This window comes from Flavobacterium aquatile LMG 4008 = ATCC 11947 (assembly GCF_000757385.1).
GTDB lineage: Bacteria > Bacteroidota > Bacteroidia > Flavobacteriales > Flavobacteriaceae > Flavobacterium > Flavobacterium aquatile.
On the sequence record NZ_JRHH01000002.1, the window covers coordinates 250,614 to 269,903 of the forward strand.

At 32.7% G+C, this 19,290-nt stretch carries 17 protein-coding genes; 5 read left to right on the top strand and 12 right to left on the bottom strand.

The genetic code is table 11. From position 1 onward, the window contains the following. Positions 1-97: 97 nt before the first annotated feature. The 8 genes from LG45_RS04090 to LG45_RS04125 all read right to left on the bottom strand — a co-directional run bounded on the left by LG45_RS04090 (position 98) and on the right by LG45_RS04125 (position 8,345). Entirely contained in the window at positions 98-328 is a 231-nt protein-coding gene (locus LG45_RS04090) for a ferredoxin (protein WP_035124677.1), read from the bottom strand. After that, positions 328-1,569 (bottom strand): peptidase U32 family protein, encoded by a 1,242-nt coding sequence (locus tag LG45_RS04095; RefSeq protein ID WP_035124679.1) that lies wholly within the window; start codon positions 1,567-1,569, stop codon positions 328-330. Before LG45_RS04095 ends, LG45_RS04090 begins: the two co-directional genes overlap by 1 nt. Beyond that, the gene (trhO, locus tag LG45_RS04100; RefSeq protein WP_035124681.1) at positions 1,569-2,927 is read right to left on the bottom strand and encodes an oxygen-dependent tRNA uridine(34) hydroxylase TrhO; all 1,359 of its coding nucleotides are present in this window, start codon (positions 2,925-2,927) and stop codon (positions 1,569-1,571) included. Before trhO ends, LG45_RS04095 begins: the two co-directional genes overlap by 1 nt. A 137-nt stretch (positions 2,928-3,064) precedes the next feature. Beyond that, positions 3,065-3,475 (bottom strand): BrxA/BrxB family bacilliredoxin, encoded by a 411-nt coding sequence (locus tag LG45_RS04105; RefSeq protein ID WP_035124683.1) that lies wholly within the window; start codon positions 3,473-3,475, stop codon positions 3,065-3,067. 123 nt (positions 3,476-3,598) lie between these two features. Continuing rightward, positions 3,599-4,396 (bottom strand): tetratricopeptide repeat protein, encoded by a 798-nt coding sequence (locus LG45_RS04110; RefSeq protein ID WP_035124684.1) that lies wholly within the window; start codon positions 4,394-4,396, stop codon positions 3,599-3,601. 35 nt (positions 4,397-4,431) lie between these two features. Further along, the gene (locus LG45_RS04115) at positions 4,432-5,571 is read right to left on the bottom strand and encodes a lycopene cyclase family protein (protein ID WP_035124686.1); all 1,140 of its coding nucleotides are present in this window, start codon (positions 5,569-5,571) and stop codon (positions 4,432-4,434) included. A 33-nt stretch (positions 5,572-5,604) separates the two neighbouring features. Next, complete coding sequence (locus LG45_RS04120; RefSeq protein WP_035124688.1) at positions 5,605-6,069, bottom strand: thioredoxin family protein; 465 nt, start codon at positions 6,067-6,069, stop codon at positions 5,605-5,607. Beyond that, positions 6,069-8,345 carry a TonB-dependent receptor gene (locus tag LG45_RS04125; RefSeq protein WP_035124691.1) on the bottom strand — a complete coding sequence of 759 codons (2,277 nt, stop codon included), beginning with the start codon at positions 8,343-8,345 and terminating at the stop codon, positions 6,069-6,071. Before LG45_RS04125 ends, LG45_RS04120 begins: the two co-directional genes overlap by 1 nt. Before the next feature lie 90 nt (positions 8,346-8,435). Between LG45_RS04125 and LG45_RS04130 the strand changes: the two genes are divergently transcribed. The 3 genes from LG45_RS04130 to LG45_RS04140 are packed head-to-tail and all read left to right on the top strand — an operon-like array spanning position 8,436 to position 10,302. Beyond that, entirely contained in the window at positions 8,436-9,083 is a 648-nt protein-coding gene (locus LG45_RS04130; RefSeq protein WP_035124694.1) for a metal-dependent transcriptional regulator, read from the top strand. Between the two features lies 1 nt (position 9,084). Then, positions 9,085-9,903 carry a ZIP family metal transporter gene (locus tag LG45_RS04135; RefSeq protein ID WP_035124697.1) on the top strand — a complete coding sequence of 273 codons (819 nt, stop codon included), beginning with the start codon at positions 9,085-9,087 and terminating at the stop codon, positions 9,901-9,903. A 12-nt stretch (positions 9,904-9,915) separates the two neighbouring features. Then, positions 9,916-10,302, top strand: a complete 387-nt coding sequence (locus LG45_RS04140; protein WP_035124699.1) for a hypothetical protein — start codon at positions 9,916-9,918, stop codon at positions 10,300-10,302. Here the strand turns inward: LG45_RS04140 and LG45_RS16340 are convergent. The 4 genes from LG45_RS16340 to LG45_RS04155 form a co-directional block, all read right to left on the bottom strand. Continuing rightward, on the bottom strand, positions 10,299-10,421 hold the full coding sequence (locus LG45_RS16340; protein ID WP_089046903.1) for a FeoB-associated Cys-rich membrane protein: 123 nt from the start codon (positions 10,419-10,421) through the stop codon (positions 10,299-10,301). The two genes, LG45_RS04140 and LG45_RS16340, sit on opposite strands and share 4 nt — an antisense overlap. Before the next feature lie 6 nt (positions 10,422-10,427). Then, a complete protein-coding gene (feoB, locus tag LG45_RS04145; RefSeq protein ID WP_035124702.1) occupies positions 10,428-12,530 on the bottom strand; it encodes a ferrous iron transport protein B in 2,103 nt (700 codons plus the stop codon). Further along, entirely contained in the window at positions 12,530-12,769 is a 240-nt protein-coding gene (locus LG45_RS04150; protein WP_035124704.1) for a FeoA family protein, read from the bottom strand. The genes feoB and LG45_RS04150 overlap by 1 nt, the downstream gene beginning before the upstream one ends. Before the next feature lie 201 nt (positions 12,770-12,970). Beyond that, positions 12,971-13,666, bottom strand: a complete 696-nt coding sequence (locus LG45_RS04155; protein ID WP_035124707.1) for an SCO family protein — start codon at positions 13,664-13,666, stop codon at positions 12,971-12,973. A gap of 109 nt (positions 13,667-13,775) precedes the next feature. On the opposite strand from LG45_RS04155, the gene LG45_RS04160 reads away from it, so the two are divergent. Further along, positions 13,776-17,192, top strand: a complete 3,417-nt coding sequence (locus LG45_RS04160; RefSeq protein ID WP_035124709.1) for a T9SS type A sorting domain-containing protein — start codon at positions 13,776-13,778, stop codon at positions 17,190-17,192. Positions 17,193-17,196: 4 nt separating this feature from the next. Next, positions 17,197-19,248: a M13 family metallopeptidase gene (locus LG45_RS04165; protein WP_035124713.1), complete on the top strand. Its 2,052-nt coding sequence runs from the start codon at positions 17,197-17,199 to the stop codon at positions 19,246-19,248. Positions 19,249-19,290: the final 42 nt, after the last annotated feature.

Here is a 19,290-nt window from a genome sequence, read left to right on the forward strand (position 1 = left end):
ATTTTTAGAAATTATATTCCAATAAAAAAATCCCAAATTCCAATGGCCAAATTAGGCATTGAAATTTGAAATTTAAGTAGTTTGCAATCTATTGATTTTAAGTTTCTTTTATTGTAATGATATTTACAGGACAAGCTTTTACAGCCAATTCACAATTTTCTGTGATAGAATAATCTGTAGACTTCAAGGTAAAAAACCCTTTTGCATTGACCGATTTAAGCAACACTGATTTTCCGTCTTTTTTTGACATTTGAAATTGTGCTGGTGCCATTTCTACACAGTAATTGCAACCGATGCATTTGTCCCTTTGCAGTGTTACAACGACCATTAGTTTTCTACAATTTTATAAATTTTGTCCGATAAACGAATTCGGAACGGCACTTTCATTGTACAACTATCGCCTTTGGTAGCTTTTTCCGAATTGATGTCATTTACAAATATTTCTTCTAAAACCAGTTCTTGTGCACCAGTTGACGGACCAGTAATTAAAATTTTATCACCTTTTTTGATATCGTAAGCTTCAATTTTGAATTCGGCAATTTTGGATTTTGGAAAGTAGTGAATTCCTTTTCCAACATATACTTTCTTTTGTGTAGCACTCGAACCTGGATTATCTGACCATTCGCCTAACTTTTGCCCCAAATAATAACCACTCCAGAAACCGCGATTGTAAACCGTTGCCAAAGTTTCCATCCAAGTAGTGACTTTTTCTTTGGTAAAAGTTCCTTCGTAATATGAATCGATTGCATCATGATAGGTTTTGATAACTGTTGCTACATAATCTGCAGCACGTCCACGACCTTCAATTTTTAAAACTTTTATACCTGAATCGATTACTTGGTCTAGGAAATCTAAGGTGCATAAATCTTTTGGCGACATTAGATATTCATTATCCACTTCAATTTCGAAACCGCTTTCTTGATCAATTACTGTGTATTTTTTACGACAATTTTGCTTGCAAGCACCTCGATTTGCAGAAGAATTATGCGAATGCAAACTTAAATAGCATTTACCTGAAACAGCCATACATAAAGCTCCGTGACCGAAAATCTCAATTTCAACTAAATTACCACTTGGGCCTTTTATTTGTTCTTTTTCAATAGCATCAGTGATTTTTTTCACTTGACGTAAACTCAATTCGCGAGAAAGTACAATGGTATCTGCAAACATTGAATAAAATTTTACTGTTTCAATGTTGGTTACGTTTAGTTGAGTAGAAATATGAACTTCAATCCCAACAGTTCTTGCCGTCATGATAACCGCTTGATCGGATGCTATTACGGCTGTAATTCCTGCTTCTTTGGCTTTGGTTAAAAGTGTTTTTACAATGGATAAATCGTGATCGTAAATAATTGTATTTAAAGTTAGATAAGTTCTAACGTTTTTCTCTTTGCATCGTCGAGCAATTTCGGGTAAATCATCTAAAACGAAATTTACTGTTGCTCTTGCACGCATGTTCAATTGTTCTACACCAAAATAAATCGAATCGCAACCATTATCTAAAGCTGCTTGCATGGATTCAAAATTCCCGGCTGGAGCCATTAATTCTATTCTTCCAGAAGTTGTCATTAAGTGATAATTTTAAATAATTTATCAGATAATCGAACTCTAAAAGGCAAAATAAAAGTCACTTTATCTCCGACTTTTGCAACAGAATTTTCGCTTCCATTGACCATCATTTTGTCTAAAATTACTTCTTCGTTTCCAGTGGTTGGTCCAGAAATTAGTATTTTATCGCCTACATTCAATTCGTTATTTTCGATAATAAATAATCCAACTTGTGGTTTTGGATAATAATGTTCGGCTTTACCAACAAGTACTTTTTTTATTTTTATTTTTTGACGAATGTCTTGAGATTTTTGAGCCGTTGCCAAAGGTTTATCAGATAATTCTCCAGAATGCTTGAATAACAATTTATCAGATTTTCCTTTGCGAAAAACTTTATTACCTACTTGAATACCTCTACGAAGTTTGACTTGTTCTACCAATGGCAAATGAATAGTATCTAAACATTCGGTTGAACAACAATTTTCCATTGCGGCTTTACATTCATCACATTGAATGAACAATAAATGACATCCGTCGTTTTCGCAATTGGTGTGATTGTCACATGGTTTTCCGCATTGATGGCATTGTGAAACGATATCGTCGGTAATTCTTTCGCCAAGTCTGTGGTCAAAAACGAAGTTCTTTCCTATGAATTTACTTTCGATATTTTCTTCCTTGATTTGTTTGGCATAATTGATAATTCCGCCTTCCAATTGGAACACGTTTTTAAAACCTTGGTGTTTAAAATAAGCAGAAGCTTTCTCACATCGAATTCCACCAGTGCAATACATCACTAGGTTTTTATCTTCTTTAAAATCTTTTAATTGTTCGTTGATGATTGGCAGACTTTCTCTAAAAGTTTCCACATCTGGAGTAATGGCACCTTTAAAATGACCAATTTCACTTTCGTAATGATTTCTAAAATCAACTACAATAGTATTTGGATCTTCTAAAATTTGGTTGAATTCTTGAGCTTTCAAATGAACTCCGATATTGGTCACGTCAAATGTTTCGTCGTTCAATCCGTCTGCAACAATTTTGTCACGAACTTTTACGGTTAGCTTTAAAAACGAATGATCATCATGTTCTACAGCGACATTCAAACGAATGCCTCTCATAAAATCGTAAGTTTCTAGAGTTTCTCGAAATGCTTCGATATTCTCGGCTGGAACACTCATTTGAGCATTGATTCCTTCTTTGGCAACGTAAGTTCGACCAAGAGCATCGAGTTTGTTCCATTGGATAAATAAGTCGTCGCGAAATTTTTTCGGATCTTCAATTTTGGCATACGCATAGAATGACAAAGTAAGTCTTTGTTTGCCAGCTTGATCTATAAGCTCGGCTCTTTCTTCTGCGCTTAAGGTGTTATACAGTTGCATGCTATAAACGTTTAAGTGAGAACTATTTTTTGAATTCTAAATGGAAGAATTCGGGTGCAAATGTAAAAATAATTTATGAAAAAACCCTGTCAGAGTTCAAAACTCTGACAGGGTTGTAATTCTAAAAGTAAAAAGTCTTAACAGAATTCTGCGTAAGCGTCTTTCAAGTTTTCAGCAATCATTTCAGCTGGACGACCTTCAATGTGGTGACGTTCTAGCATGTGAACTAACTCTCCGTTTTTGAATAAAGCCATACTTGGAGATGATGGAGGAAACGGAAACATTTCTTCTCTTGCAGCATCAACCGCTTCTTTGTCAACACCAGCGAAAACTGTTACTAAATGATCTGGTTTTTTTGCTCCGTCCAAACTCATTTTTGCTCCTGGACGAGCGTTTCTTGCAGCGCAACCACAAACTGAATTTACAACTACAAGTGTCGTTCCTTCTGCTTTGATAGCATTTTTTACTTCTTCTGCATTATATAAATCTTGAAAACCAGCGTCAGAAAGTTCTGCTCTCATTGGTTTTACCATTTCTTCTGGATACATATTCTTGATATTAAATATTTGATATTAAATTTTAGATATAAAATCTTTTGCAAAGATAGTGAGAATTGCAATTTTATAATAATTTTGATTATAAAGTTTTGTTATAGTTTGATAGATTTTATATCAAAGTGTTTCCCATTTTTTTTGATAAGGATACGTTTCATAAATTACATTATCTTCATTGAGTCTATAACCTTGTTTATAATCTTCTTTTGATTGTTTTATTAATGAATCTACATCTTCTGTTTTACCTAATCGTGCTAAACATATAGCTTTATAAAATTTCACATCTGAAAAATTAGGATATATTTTTAAGGCTTTATCAAATTCGGCAATTGCTTCTTCATATTTTTTTAATTCATATTTAGCAATTCCTAAATAAAAAAAAGCTGTGTGGTGTTCAAAACCATCACGTTTCTCATACAATTCTTTGACATAGTTTTGCAATAATTGTTCTGCTTTTTCAAATTCATTCAATTGCAAATAAGAAATGGCAATATAAAAATCATAAGTATGATCCATAACATATTGATTACCATATTTTTTCTTGCAATCTTCTAAATCTTCAATAGCATCTTTATATGATTTTGAAAAAATGCATTTCATAAAACCGCGGTAAGGTTGCCATCTTTCTCCGTTATATTTTACGGCATTATCAAGAAATGGCATTCCGATTTCGTACTTTCTAGCTTTAAAATAGGGCATCGCTTTTTGTTGCCATAAATAGGCTATAGTACTGTCTTTTTTTAAACCATTATCAAGACAGTTTTGCCATTCTGCCATTTGATAAATGTAGTTGTATTGCTGCGCACAGTTGGTCAAAAATTCTTCAATAATTTTTTCTTGTTCCTGAGTTTTGCCTTCTTGGGAATAAAAAATAGTCGTGAAAAATAGTGTAATTAATAAAATAATTTTCTTCATCTTTATGTAAATTTTGATAAAGATAAAAAAGTTGATTATTTAAAAATCCGCATTAACAACGCGTTAACAAACAAACCTTTCGGGCATTTCCAAATCACTTGTAAATCTTCCCAAAATGTGGTTTCTTCGTCAAGAAATTTGAAAATTAGTGTAGGATTTCCTTTTTTGAATAATGACGAAAATACTTTGGAACCCAAATCATTTCTTCGATATAAAACATCTAAAAACAACAAATCGTAGAACCAAAATTTATCCGTTTTATGAAATTTTCTGAAGTCAGATTCTTTGGATAAAAAGTTGATTAATGCTTTCGATTTTTTGATAGTATTTTTAAAAGTATAACCTGTACTTGCCTTTGTCCATCCGCCAACTGAACCAATATTTATGATATTTTTGGTGTTGTGTTTCCAAAATTTATAACTCGTCATCGGAATATTTCCTTGTTCTTTTTCTACTATTTCGTAGTCTGTAATTCCAAGTTTTTGGATGTAATTCTGAATTTCATTTTCGTATTCTTCTTTAGAAAGTAAATCTTTTGAAAACAGAGTATATTCTAATAAAGCTTCGGTTGAAGAAGTTGGAAGAACGTACATAAATCGAGTATTTCCTCTTTGTTCAACAGAAAAATCCATGAAAGTTGCTCTGTTTTTATCAAATACTTCTTCTTTCGATTTTATAAACCAACCAATAAAATGTTGTTGCAATAATGGATATTTCGATTGACTTTTTACAATAGTTGGATTGTAAATCGAATTAAAAATTTTGTTGCAAGTGTAGTTCTGAGTTTCAGTTTTTACAATGCAATGATTTCCTAACTCTTCGAAATCAATCACTTTTTGATTTGCAAAATGAATATTTTCTTGTTTAGCAATTAAATCGAAAACCAGATTGTAAAAATCCAATCCACGAATCATTTTATATTGATACGGATTCAAATCTAAATCTCTTCTAAAGTTTTCATCTGCAAAAAGCGCAACATCCCATTTTTTAGAAATTATCGTATCAAAATGAGAAGAATTATCCCAAAAACACCACGTTCTATCGTTGGCATTTTTAGGATTTTCATCAATAAGTAATATATTTTTATCATTAAATTTTCCAGATAAAATCATTTCATAAACGGTCATTAAAGCCGATAATCCTGAGCCTGTAAAAATGTAGTGATAGTGTTGCATTTATTTGTAGAAATTTCATCAAAAATAAGCAATTTATTTGATGGTTTTCTCCAACAACAATTTAAAATCTTTGGTATTTAAAAAACCATTGTGCTGAAAAATGATTTCGTTGTTTTCATTTAGAAAACATAAAGCTGGATAATTGATTTTATCGTTTATTGTTGCTAATTGAATGGCGAGTTCGTGTGTTCCAGAGTTAATTCCTGTTGGTTTGAATTGGAATTTTTGATTGTTGAAAGCAATCTTTCGTTTTTCTTCGGCATTAAAATCGATGAAGTAAAACTTCTTATTTAATAGTGTAATTATTGCTTCATTTTTCAATGTTTTCGATTGAAACGCTGCACAAAATTTGCACCAATCGGTATGAATGAAAACAATAATTTTTCGTTTTTCTATTTTTTGTAAACTATCAATTTCCTCAAATTTTCTCAGATTTAATTGAGCAAAACCAGTTTGAATTGCCAATAGAAAACAAGTTATGTAAATAATTTTTTTCATTAATTTAAAGTATATCGAATTCCAAAAAAACCACGAATTCCTTGATTTTGAGCATAAACATAAGTCGTATCAAAAGTTAAACCATACGGATTTTGCGGTGTTGCCAATACAGTTCCATTCGAATCATATTCAACGTTTTGGTCAAATGGATCATCGGTTCTTGAAATTAAAAATGGATTGTTTTGTTTGGGTAAAAAATTTAAAAGATTTTTAAAACCAGCATATATTTCAAAATTTTTAAACTTCGAATAAGTAAATTGGATGTTCTGAATGCTGTGTGTCGGTGAAGTTGGTGCTCTCGGATCTAAATCACTCAGCAAAGGTAATTTCATTTTTCCGTACAAATTTCCGGTGTAATCTATTGTTAAATGGATTTGTTTTATTTTATAAGAAACATTCCAAGTTGCTGTAAAACGCTCGGTTAAAAATGGTCTTTCGCTCTTTCCATTTTCAACATTTCTGTTGTCTAGAAAGGAAATTCCGGTAATAATTTTCAACCCATTTGTAAAATTCACATCAATATTTGAAGTAATTCCTTGACTTATTGCATAACCATTTATATTATCATAAATAATTTTGTTAGGATCACTTTCGTAATCGGTTACAATTTTGTTACTAAATCTTGTGTAAAATACCGAAGTTTCTATTCCTATAAAAGTGCCGTTTTCAAAATTAAATTTCCGAATGTAGTTCAGATTTACATTTAAAGATTGTTCGGGTTTTAAATCATTTTTAATTTCTACTTCTCGTGAACCAGTCAATGCCGCATGATCTTCGGTAAATAAATTAACCACTCTAAAACCAGTTCCAGCATTCAATCGGATGATATTATTGTCATTTATTTTTAATTTATAGGCAACTCGAGGTGTAAAAATGGAACCATGAATGGAGTTATAATCGTATCGTAATCCTAATAATGATTTGTTTTTTTCATCGAATGTTATTTCATCTTGAAGAAAAATTCCGGGTAAATAAGTACTTTCGGCTTTATTGCCAGTTGAATTGGATGTTGCAGGCGTATTATCATCATAATAATTGTAACGTAAAGCTGTTCCAAAAAGGAGGTCGTGCTGCTCAATTTTCTTATCCCAAGTTAGTTGTCCAAAAGCTATTTTTTGATTGGCAATGTAACTCGTTGTTCCGTATCGGCTGTCTTGAAAATGTACATTTCCTGAAAACGAAAACATAATTTTTTCGGCAGTTGGCAATTGATAACTTCCTAAAAGTTCACCGCGTTTTGTGTAAATGCTTTCGCCATAAATTTCGTTTCCGCCACGGTATTTTCGTTCCCATCGCATGTCGCCACCAAATCGATCTTCATAAACACCACGAGCTGCAATGGTAAATATTCTATTTTCTGGCCGACTAAAACTCCATTTTTGAAAGAGCGAAATTCGATCAGATAAGGTTACATCTGTAAAATTATCGTTGTCGTTGTCAACGCGATTTCCATATTTGAAATAATTCAGTCCAATAATGGATGTTGTTTTTTCACCAATTTTAAATTTCATCCCTAAATCTAAATTATTTTCTAAATAGGAAGTAGTAAAAAAATCTGCTGAAAATAATGGTGCATTTATTGGGTTTTTAGTAATAATATTGATCAATCCGCCAACAGCTTCGCTACCATATAATGATGATGCTGGACCTTTTACAATTTCGATACGTTCTACAAGCGAATTTGGGATTCCAGATAATCCATAAACCGTTGAAAGGCTACTCACAATAGGCATTCCATCAATTAAAACCAGCGTATACGGGCCTTCTAAACCATTGATGTGAATGTCGCCAGTGTTACAAACGCCGCAGTTTAGTTGTGGACGAACGCCATTTACATTTTGTAAGGCTTCATAAATACTTGGAGTTGGATTTTTTTTGAAAAAAACTGGTGAATATACTTCGACTGGAACCGGACTTTCTAATCGTTTTACGGCTTTTAGTGTTCCCGAAATTACTACTTCATTCAATTGATTTTCAATTCTTTTTAATTCGAAATTTAGTATAAGATTTTCATTTTTCTTTATCACAATTGTTTTTCTGATCGGTTCAAAACCCATTGCTGAAATTTGAATTTTATAGGATGATTCTTCTAGATTTTCTATTTTATAATTTCCTAAACTATCAGATATAGTTGCTTTTTCTGTATTTAGCATTACGATGTTAGCCGAAGAGACAACTTCAGAATTGGATCGAATTTCACCAGAAAGTGTTCCGCTTTCTTGTGCTAGATTTTTAACGCTTATTAAAGCAAGTAGTATTATAAATATTTTTTTCACTATTATTTAAATAAATTTTTAGACAAAACTAAAAATAATATTTATTAAAACAAAAATATAATTCTATATTTGCCTTAAATAAATTTTACGATGACCATTTCAGAAGAGAATTATATTAAAGTTATTTATCATTTATCGTTGGTTTCTCCTAAAGGTGTAAACACAAATGCTATTGCCGGAATGCTGGATACAAAAGCTTCGTCAGTGACCGATATGCTAAAGAAATTATCTGATAAAGAATTGGTTTCCTATCAAAAATACCAAGGTGTAACGTTGACTGAAAGCGGATTTCAATCGGCTAAAATGATTGTAAGAAAACACCGATTGTGGGAAGTTTTTTTGGTAGAGAAATTAAATTTTGCTTGGGATGAAGTACATGAAATTGCAGAAGAATTAGAACATATTAAATCGGAAGCGCTCATCAATAAACTAGATGAATTTTTAGAATTTCCAGATTTTGATCCGCATGGAGATCCAATTCCGAATGCAAATGGCGAAATTAAAAAGGTAAATAAGTTACTTTTATCGGAAGCAGCATTAAATACAGAATACAAATGTGTAGGTGTAAAAGATTCATCTTCAGATTTTTTAAAATATTTAGACAAGCAAAAAATTGCTTTAGGTTCTAAAATAAAAGTAAAAGAAAAAGAAAGTTTTGACGACACATTATTGGTCGAAATCGATTCGAGAGAGTTGACATTATCCAATAAAATTGCTAATAATTTATACGTAAAATAATATGTTTCAATCTGTTTTAGATTATTTCGAAAGTATAGATCCAATTTTGGCTGCTTTGTATGCTACTTTATTTACTTGGTTTTTAACAGCATTTGGTGCATCGTTTGTATTCTTTTTTAAGAATATGAATCGTGTTGTACTTGATGGAATGCTCGGTTTTACTGGAGGCGTTATGGTTGCTGCAAGTTTTTGGAGTTTATTGGCACCAGCCATCGAAATGAGTGAAGGTGAAGGTTTTATAAAAGTTATTCCTGCAGCAGTTGGATTTGCTTTGGGAGCGCTTTTTATATTTGGTTTGGATAAAGTACTACCGCATTTGCATATCAATTTTAAAGAAACTGAAGGTGTAAAATCGCCTTGGCAACGAACTACTTTGTTGGTTTTGGCAATAACATTGCACAATATTCCAGAAGGTTTAGCGGTTGGAGTTTTATTTGGTGGCGTTGCAGCTGGAATTCCAGAAGCATCCATTGCTGGTGCTGTGACATTGGCAATCGGAATTGGAATACAAAATTTTCCAGAAGGAATTGCGGTTTCAATGCCGTTAAGACGAATGGGAATGAGCCGTTGGAAAAGTTTCATGTACGGACAATCGTCTGCATTAGTGGAACCAATTGCTGGAGTTTTAGGTGCGGTTGCTGTAACTTTTTTTACACCACTTTTGCCTTATGCTTTGGCATTTGCTGCCGGTGCGATGATATTTGTAGTTGTTGAAGAAGTAATTCCTGAAACGCAGCAAGATAAAAACACCGATATTGCAACACTAGGTTTTATAGGCGGATTTATTGTGATGATGACGCTTGATGTTGCTTTGGGATAAAAAAATTTGACTATGAAAAAGCTTTTAATTGTACTATTTTTTCTTAATTTCTTTTTTGCATTTGCCCAATCAGAAATAAAAATCACACCAAAGAAATGTATTCCTAAAAAAGGATATCATCTCAAATTGAAAAGCGTTTTAAATGATTCACGTTGTCCAGAAGGAACAACATGTATCTGGGCTGGCGAAGTTTCTGCTGTGGTTGAAGTTTATAACGATAAAAAATTTGTTGAAGAAAAAACGCTGACTTTCAATTCGAAAAATAGAGAAGAAAATAATTTTTGGTTTTCTAAATATTATTCCAAAAAAATTAAATCGATTAGTGTTTTGCCTTATCCTAAAGAAGGTGTTGTTGTGAAAGATAAAAAGAAATACATCAAGATTGTCTTTGAAAATTAATGACAACCACAATCGTCACCACAATCTTTTTTAGGTTTTTTCTTGCCGAAAAACTTTTGATATAAAAAAGCTACAGCAATAACTAAAACTACGTAAACCAATATTTCTTGAATGTTCATAGCTTTTTATTTTAAAATTTGATACGCCGATAATGCCACTAAATAAGCAAATCCGCTCATGAAAATCAGCTGAATTATTGGCCATTTCCACGAGTTGGTTTCTTTTTTTACAATTGCCAAAGTAGAAATACATTGCATCGCAAAAGCATAAAATAAAAGCAACGAAACACCTGTTGCAAAGTTAAAAATCTTGGTTCCATCAGGTTTTATTTCGGCAGCCATTTTGTTTTTTATGGTTGTTTCATCATCGCTATTTCCTACGCTGTAAATGGTTGCTAATGTTCCAACAAAAACTTCTCTTGCAGCAAATGAAGTTACTACTGCAATTCCAATTTTCCAATCGTAACCTAATGGTTTTATTACCGGTTCGATGCTTCTTCCGATAATTCCGATATAAGAATTCTCTAATTTATAGGCAGCAACATTATCCTCAATTACTGATGGATTTATTTTTAATTTACTTGAATAAACCTCGTTTTCAACAATTTGTTGTGCATTTCCAAATGTTTCTTTTGGCCCGTGAGAACCTAAAAACCAAAGGATAATCGATATAGCTAAAATGATTTTCCCAGCACCAAACACAAACGCTTTCGTTTTTTCAAGAACATTAATTCCAACATTTTTAAACATCGGAATTTTATAACTTGGCATTTCTACAACAAAGTAGGATTTGCTTTTAAATTGTAAAACTTTGTTCAAAATTATAGCCGAAACAATCGCCATAAAAAATCCTAAAAGATACAAAACCATCAAGGTTAAACCTTGTAAATTAAAGAAACCAAGAATTTTTTCGTCTGGAATTATTAGTGAAATTAAAATTGCATAAACCGGTAATCTCGCCGAACATGTGGTGAAAGGTGTAACTAAAATTGTAATCAAACGTTCTTTCCAGTTTTCAATATTTCGAGCGCTCATAATTGCCGGAATGGCACATGCTGTTCCAGATATTAATGGCACAACACTTTTGCCTGAAAGTCCGTAACGACGCATTATTTTATCCATTAAAAAAACCACACGACTCATGTAACCACTTTCTTCTAGAACCGAAATAAACAAAAACAAAAACGCAATTTGTGGAACAAAAATTACAATTCCGCCAATTCCTGGAATAATTCCTTCTGCAATTAAATTGGTAAATTCTCCAGCTGGCAAATGCGATTTTGCATACGATGCTAAACTAGTAAAAGTCTCGTCAATAAAATCCATTGGAACACTCGACCAATTAAAAATCGACTGAAAAATTAGCATTAAAATTCCGAAGAAAATTACATAGCCAAAAAATTTATGGGTTAAAACTCGGTCCAATTTTGCTCGAATATCGGTCGCTTTTGAAACATCTATTTTTTGACCAATTTTTAAAGTATCATTTATAAATTGATATCTTTTGATGGTTTCTTTTTGCTGCAAACGTTTTAATTCGGTTTTCGATTTAGTGAAATTACTTTGCACTTCATTCCTGTCCAAATTCAAGAAATTCACATCTTGAGTAATCACCAACCACAGTTTATATAGCAATTGATTTGGGAAGGCGCGTCTTAATTTATCAAAATAATCAACATCGATAACCGACGCATTCAAGCAAGGTTCTGTTGAAAGCGATTCATAATTTAGAATCAAATTTTTAATTGAATCAATTCCAATATTTTTTCGAGAACTTACCAAAGCAATTTTGGTTTTCAATTCTTTTTCAAGAAACGGAATGTCCAAATCAATTCCTTTTTTTGCCATTCGGTCGCTCATGTTGATGACCAAAATAGTCGGAATTTCTAAATCTTTTATTTGGGTAAAAAGCAGTAAATTTCGTTTCAAATTTTCAACTTCAGTCACCACAACAGCAACATCAGGAAAATATTCATCGTTTTTATTCATCAACAATTCAATCACTACATTTTCGTCAATTGAACTTGCATTTAAACTGTAAGTTCCTGGTAAATCTAGGATTGTTGCTTTTACATTTTCAGATAATTTACAAGAACCAATCTTTTTTTCAACGGTAATTCCAGGATAATTTCCCACTTGTTGACGCAAACCAGTAAGCTGATTAAAAACCGAAGTTTTACCAGTATTTGGGTTTCCAATTAACGCAACTTTTATAGTTTTATGAGTCATTAATTTGTAGTATTTTCCAATGTAATTTCAATTTCTTTCGCAGTTTCTAATCGGATAGCCACATGCGAATCATTAAAAATAAAATACAAAGGATCGCCAAAAGGCGCAATTTGAACCAACTCTACAACATTGCCAGGCAAGCAACCCATTTCCAATAATTTCAACGGAATCTCGTCAATGTTTACATCGGCGATAATTCCTTTTTGACCTTTTTTAAGTTGGGCGAGTGTTAGTTTCAAAAGCTTATTTAGATTGAATTAAAATACAAAAGTAACTATTTACAATCTAAAAACTATGATATTTATCAATTTTAAGTTTTTTTTAGAAGCGAATGGCTTGCGAATTATTTGTAATCCATTTTCCTGCTGCCTTTCCAAAGTCCCGATAAAAATCGGGAGCTTTTCCCTTGCATCAGGGCTAGTTAGCAATTGTCTTTTGTGCTATTTATCGTTTTCACACAACCATAAAATATCTTCAAGCAATTGTTTAACGTTTTTTATTCCGGGTTCAGTCGGTTGATCTAGATTAGTTCCGTCATAAAATCCACGAACTCGCTTTTTAGAATCTACCAAAACAAAGTTTTCAGTGTGAACCATATCATACATTTCTTCTGGTTTTCCAGTTTTTACAGCCAAGTATGATTTTCTAGCGATGTAATAAATATCCTTTTTATCACCAGTTACCAAATTCCACTTAGCATCAAGTACACCTTTTTCTAATGCATATTTCTTCAATACAGGAACACTATCAATATCAGGTGTTACCGAATGTGAAAGCAACATCACTTTAGGATTATTCTTAATTTGATTCTGCAACCATACCATATTATCCGTCATTTTCGGACAAATAGTTGGGCAAGTTGTAAAGAAAAAATCAGCTACATAAATCTTACCTTCGTAATCTTTTTGGGTTATAATTTTTCCGTTTTGGTTGGTAAATTTAAAATCGGCGATTCTATGATTATTAGCAATGTATTGTACAGTAGAATCCACCAATTCTGGATTTACATCACTCGGATTATATATAGGTAATGATTTACTAGGTTTTAAAACGCTGTAAAACAACGAAATAGTTACCATAGAGAAAACGACAAAAAATCCGATTAGAATTTTATATTTTTTAAAAACAGATGTCATTGTATTTTTTTACAAAAGTAATTAATCGTTTAGTAATTATCATTGAACTATTGTTAAAGAGGTGTTTTATTGTTATTTTTTTATCTACATTTGGGGAAATTTATTAAAAATGAAAAAAATTATACTTTTTGTTGCGTTATTAAGTTGTTTTGTTGGAAAAGCACAATACAATTCTTTGGCGCCATGGAATACAACAAATTCTAGCGCAAAATCTGAAAGAGTTTCTATAGATGAGGTTGTACAATCTTTCAATCAATATTGGGAAAATAGAGATCATTCTAAAAGAGGTAGTGGTTTCAAACCATTTTTGCGTTGGGAAAATCATTGGAGAAATAAAACAAACGATCAAGGTTATTTAATCACACCACAAGAAATGTGGGATGCATTCAATCAAAAAAAGGCAGCAAAAGCAAATAAATCTAGTAATCTTTTAATGCTTCCAACAAGTAATTGGGAACCAGTTGGTCCGTTTACACATTCTAATACTGGCTCTTGGTCTTCTGGTCAAGGAAGAGTAAATATTGTTTATGTTGACCCATCAAATCCAAATACTATATATATTGGTGCACCAGCTGGAGGAATTTGGAAATCTCTAGATGCAGGAACTACTTGGGCTCCGTTGTCAGATAATTTACCTCAAATAGGTGTGTCTGGAATTGCAGTTGATCCTAATAATTCGAATGTAATTTACGTAGCCACTGGAGATTGTGATGCTTCTGATACTTATTCTATAGGGGTTTTAAAAACGACAAATGGAGGCGCAACTTGGAACACCACTGGCCTTACTTTTACAGGAACAAATAAATTGGCAGGAGATATTTTAATGAATCCATCAAATTCTAATATGCTTTGGGCTGCAACAACCGATGGTATTTACAGAACATTAAATGGTGGAACAACATGGACATTAGAACAAGCAGGTAATTTCTCACAAGGAAGAATAAGACTAAAACCTGGCGATCCAAATACTGTTTACGCAGTAAGCACAAACCGATTTTATAAATCTACAAATGCAGGAGATACCTTTTCTTCTTTAGCTACTGGGTTACCATTTTCTTCAGGTAGAATGTTAATGGATGTAACCGCAGCAGACTCTAATTATATTTACATATTAAGCACAACAACATCTGGTGCGATGCAAGGCGTTTATCGTTCTACAAATGGAGGAACAAACTGGACTCTAACATCTGGAACCAATGATACATTTAATGGTTCTGGTCAATCAGGTTATGACTTAGCTTTTGCTGTTTCTCAAACCAATGCAAATGAAATTTATACAGGATGTTTAAACGTATGGAAATCACTTGATGCTGGAGCAACATTTAATCAATTAAATAGTTGGAGTGCACCAACACAAGCAACATATACTCATGCAGATATTCATTATCTCCAGTTTTTTGGAACAAAATTATATTGTGGAAGTGATGGAGGTGTTTATGTGTCAGAAAATAATGGTACTTCTTTTACTGATAAGACGGCTGGCGCACAAATTAGTCAGTTTTACAAAATAGCGGTTTCTAAACAATCAGCTTCTAAAATGGTTGGTGGACTTCAAGATAACGGAGGTCATGCTTACAGTGGAAGTCAGTGGAAAAATTATTATGGAGCTGACGGAATGGATACTGCAATTGATCCAACAAACAGTAATCTTTATTATGGTTTTATTCAATTTGGAAGTAACTTATATATCAGTACTAATTCTGGTAATTCTCTTTCTTCTGGTGTTGGTGCTCCAGCTGCAGAAACTGGAACTAATGATGATGGCGGAAATTGGATTACGCCTTTAGTTGCCAATAATACAGGTGAATTATTTGCTGGATATTCTAATTTATATAAGCTTGTTGGTGGTGCTTGGCAATTACAAAATGCTGGTTCTCCTACAGGAAGCGGAAACATTGAATTGGTTGCAGTCGATCCTTCTAACGATGACAATATGTATGTAGTAAATGGTTCGGGACTACATAAAAGCACTAATAGAGGTCTAACATTTACACAAGTTTATTCTGCTCCAGGAAATATTACTTCTATTGACGTTCATTCGTCAAATAGCAACATCATTTACATAACAACGCAAGGAACTTCTGGTCAAGCTTTAAAATCTATTAATGGAGGTACTTCTTTTACCTCTTTTAGTTCAGGTTTACCAGCAATTGGTAAAAATGTAATTGTTCATCAAGGAAGAGATACAAACAATCCTTTATATCTTGGAACTAGCTTGGGTGTTTATTACACAGATGATACCATGTCACAATGGGAGCCATTTGATACTAATTTACCAAATGTATCTGTAACGGATTTAGAAATAAACCTTGAAGATGAGAAAATCATTGCAGCTACTTACGGAAGAGGTATTTGGCAATCAGCTATTCAAATTCAAACGCCACTAAATGATATTAAATTTAATGAGATTCAAAACCCATCTTCAGTAAATATTAATTGTGCTAATGCTGTTACACCACAAGTTTCGGTGAAAAATAATGGTTCTAACACAATTAATTCTGTGAATTTCAATTATACAGTAAATGCTGTTACGTATACTTTTACTTGGACTGGAACTATTAATTCAGAACAAACACAAGTAATTAGTTTGCCAGCAGTAACATTACCTAAAGGAATATATACTATGAATGTTGTTTCAACAATTGCTGGTGATGCTTACAGTGATAATAATTCGGGATCAACTAATTTCTATTTAAATAATTCAGGAACAGTTAATGTAACCAATACTTTTGAAACGGCTACGGATGAATTAATTGAATATAATGAATCAAGTACTACTGGAATTTGGACAAGAGGAGTTAGAACTGGTGGAGCGTTAGCCTCTGGTTTAAATAACGTTTATAGTACCAATTTAACTGGTAATTATCCAGATTTAACCAAATCATACCTTGTTTCTCAATGTTACGATTTATCTTCTTTAGCTGGGCCACAAATTAGTTTTAAAATGGCTTTCGACCTAGAAAATAATTGGGATTTAACTTACGTAGAATACTCAACAAATTTTGGGCAAACTTGGCAAGTTCTTGGAACACAAGGACCAAACTGGTATAATAGTAATAGAACTCCAGAATCATCAGGAACAGATTGTTTCAATTGTGTTGGTGCTCAATGGACAGGAACTAATGCTGCATTAACTACCTATTTTTACTCTTTAGCAGCATTAAGTACAGAAACTAATGTGATTTTTAGAATTGTTTTCCATTCAGACGAAGCCGAAAATAATCTTGGAGTTGTAGTAGATGATTTCTTAATTAGCGGAACTTTGGCAAATGAGTCATTTAACCTAAATAACATTCAAATTTATCCAAATCCATCTACTGGAATTTATAATATCTCTGCAGGAAATGCTACAATAGATGAAATTGTAGTATATGATGTCATGGGTAAAATTATAAATTCAAATAAAAATATTCAGACAAATGGAAGTAATTCAACAATTGATTTAACCTCTATTTCAAGCGGAATTTATTTTGTGAAAATTACAGCTAACGAGCAATCTACAGTTAAAAGAATTATAAAAAAATAATACTATGCAATCAAAAATAAGATCAATTTCGTTATTTGCTACAGTAGCTTTTTTTGGTGTTTGCCAAATGAATGCGCAACAAAAAAATCCGGGAATTAATCTTGATTTTATGGATAAATCTGTAAAACCAGGAGACGACTTTTTTAGATATGTAAACGGAACTTGGGTAGACAAAACAGAAATCCCAAGTGATCGAGTACGTTGGGGAAGTTTTGATGAATTACGTCAAAATACCGATAGAGATGCACTTGACATTTTAAAAGAAGCTGCAGCAAATAAAAAACTAGATCCAAATTCAGATCAAGCAAAAGCCGTTAATGTTTTTCAAACGTATATGGACACCATTTCAAGAAACAAACTTGGAATAAATCCTATAAAAGAGACTTTAGCTAAAATTAATGCCATCAAATCGGTCAACGATTTAAACAAATTAATTACCGAAATGCAACCAGAAGGCGGATTAGGTTTTTACGGAATTGGTGTTGGTCCCGATGCAAAAAACAGTAATAGAAATGTTGTAAACATTGGTCTTGGAAGTTTAGGTTTAGCCGACAGAGATTATTATGTATCGGATGAAGCTGATTCTAAAGAAAAAAGAGAAAAATATGTACTCCATGTTGCCAAAATGCTGCAATTCCTTGGTGATAAACCAGATGTAGCTTTAGCAAATGCCAAAAAAGTTTTAGCTATTGAAACTGCAATGGCAACACCAAGATTGGATAGAGTTGAAAGAAGAGACAGACGTAAAACTTACAATCCGATGTCGGTTGCCGATTTACAAAAGTTAACGCCATCGGTAAATTGGAACAATTACATTAAAGGAGTTGGTCTTCCAGCAGTTGATTCTGTTATTGTATCGCAACCTAAATACATGACGTCATTAGAAACGGTTTTTAAAGAGAATAAAATCGAAGAATGGAAAGCATATTTACGTTGGACTTTATTAAATAATTCATCAAATGTTTTAACAACTGAAATCGAAAAAGCAAATTGGGATTTTTATAGTAAAACATTGCAAGGTGCCAAAGCGCAACGTCCAAGAGAAGAACGCGCACTTCAAGTGGTAAACGGAACGGTTGGTGAAGCTTTAGGGAAATTATATGTTGAGAAAAAATTCCCAGCCGAAGCTAAAGAAAAAGCCAAAAAAATGATTGAAAATGTTTTCTTAGCATTTGAAAACAGAATCAATAATTTACCTTGGATGACACCAGAAACTAGAAAAGGCGCTATCGAAAAACTTAAAAAATCTAAAGTAAAAATTGGTTATCCAGACAAGTGGAAAGATTATTCTAAACTGGTTATAAAAAGTAAAGAAAACGGCGGAAGCTATTATGAAAACATGAAAAATGTTTCTAAATGGGGTTTCCAAGAAAATATTGCCGACTTAAATAAACCAGTAGATAAAACACGTTGGGGAATGTCGCCACAAACGGTGAACGCATATTACAATGCATCGTATAACGAAATTGTATTTCCAGCAGCAATTTTACAACCACCATTTTACGATTATAAAGCCGATGAAGCTGTAAATTATGGCGGAATTGGAGCAGTAATCGGTCACGAAATCTCACACGGATTTGACGATTCGGGTTCAAGATATAACGCAGATGGAAACCTAGTAAACTGGTGGACAGAAGACGATTTAAAACAATTTACTGGTCTTGGTGGAGCACTTGCAGCACAATACAGTGCATTAGAACCAATTCCAGGAACTTTCGTTGACGGTAAATTTACACTTGGTGAAAACATTGGAGATTTAGGCGGAATCAACGCAGCTTATGATGGTTTACAAATACATTTAAAGCAAAATGGAAATCCTGGTTTAATTGACGGTTACACACCAGAACAACGATTATTTATTTCTTGGGCAACCATTTGGAGAACCAAAATAAGAGATGAAGCCATCAAGAATTTTGTTAAAACCGATACGCATTCACCAGGAATGTATCGCGCTTATGTACCACTTCAAAATGTTGATTCTTTCTACAAAGCATTCGATATTAAAGAAACAGATAAGTTGTATGTAAAGCCAGAAAACAGAGTTAAAATCTGGTAAGAAATTATAAAAAACTAATCATTGAGGCGCAAAATTTTGCGC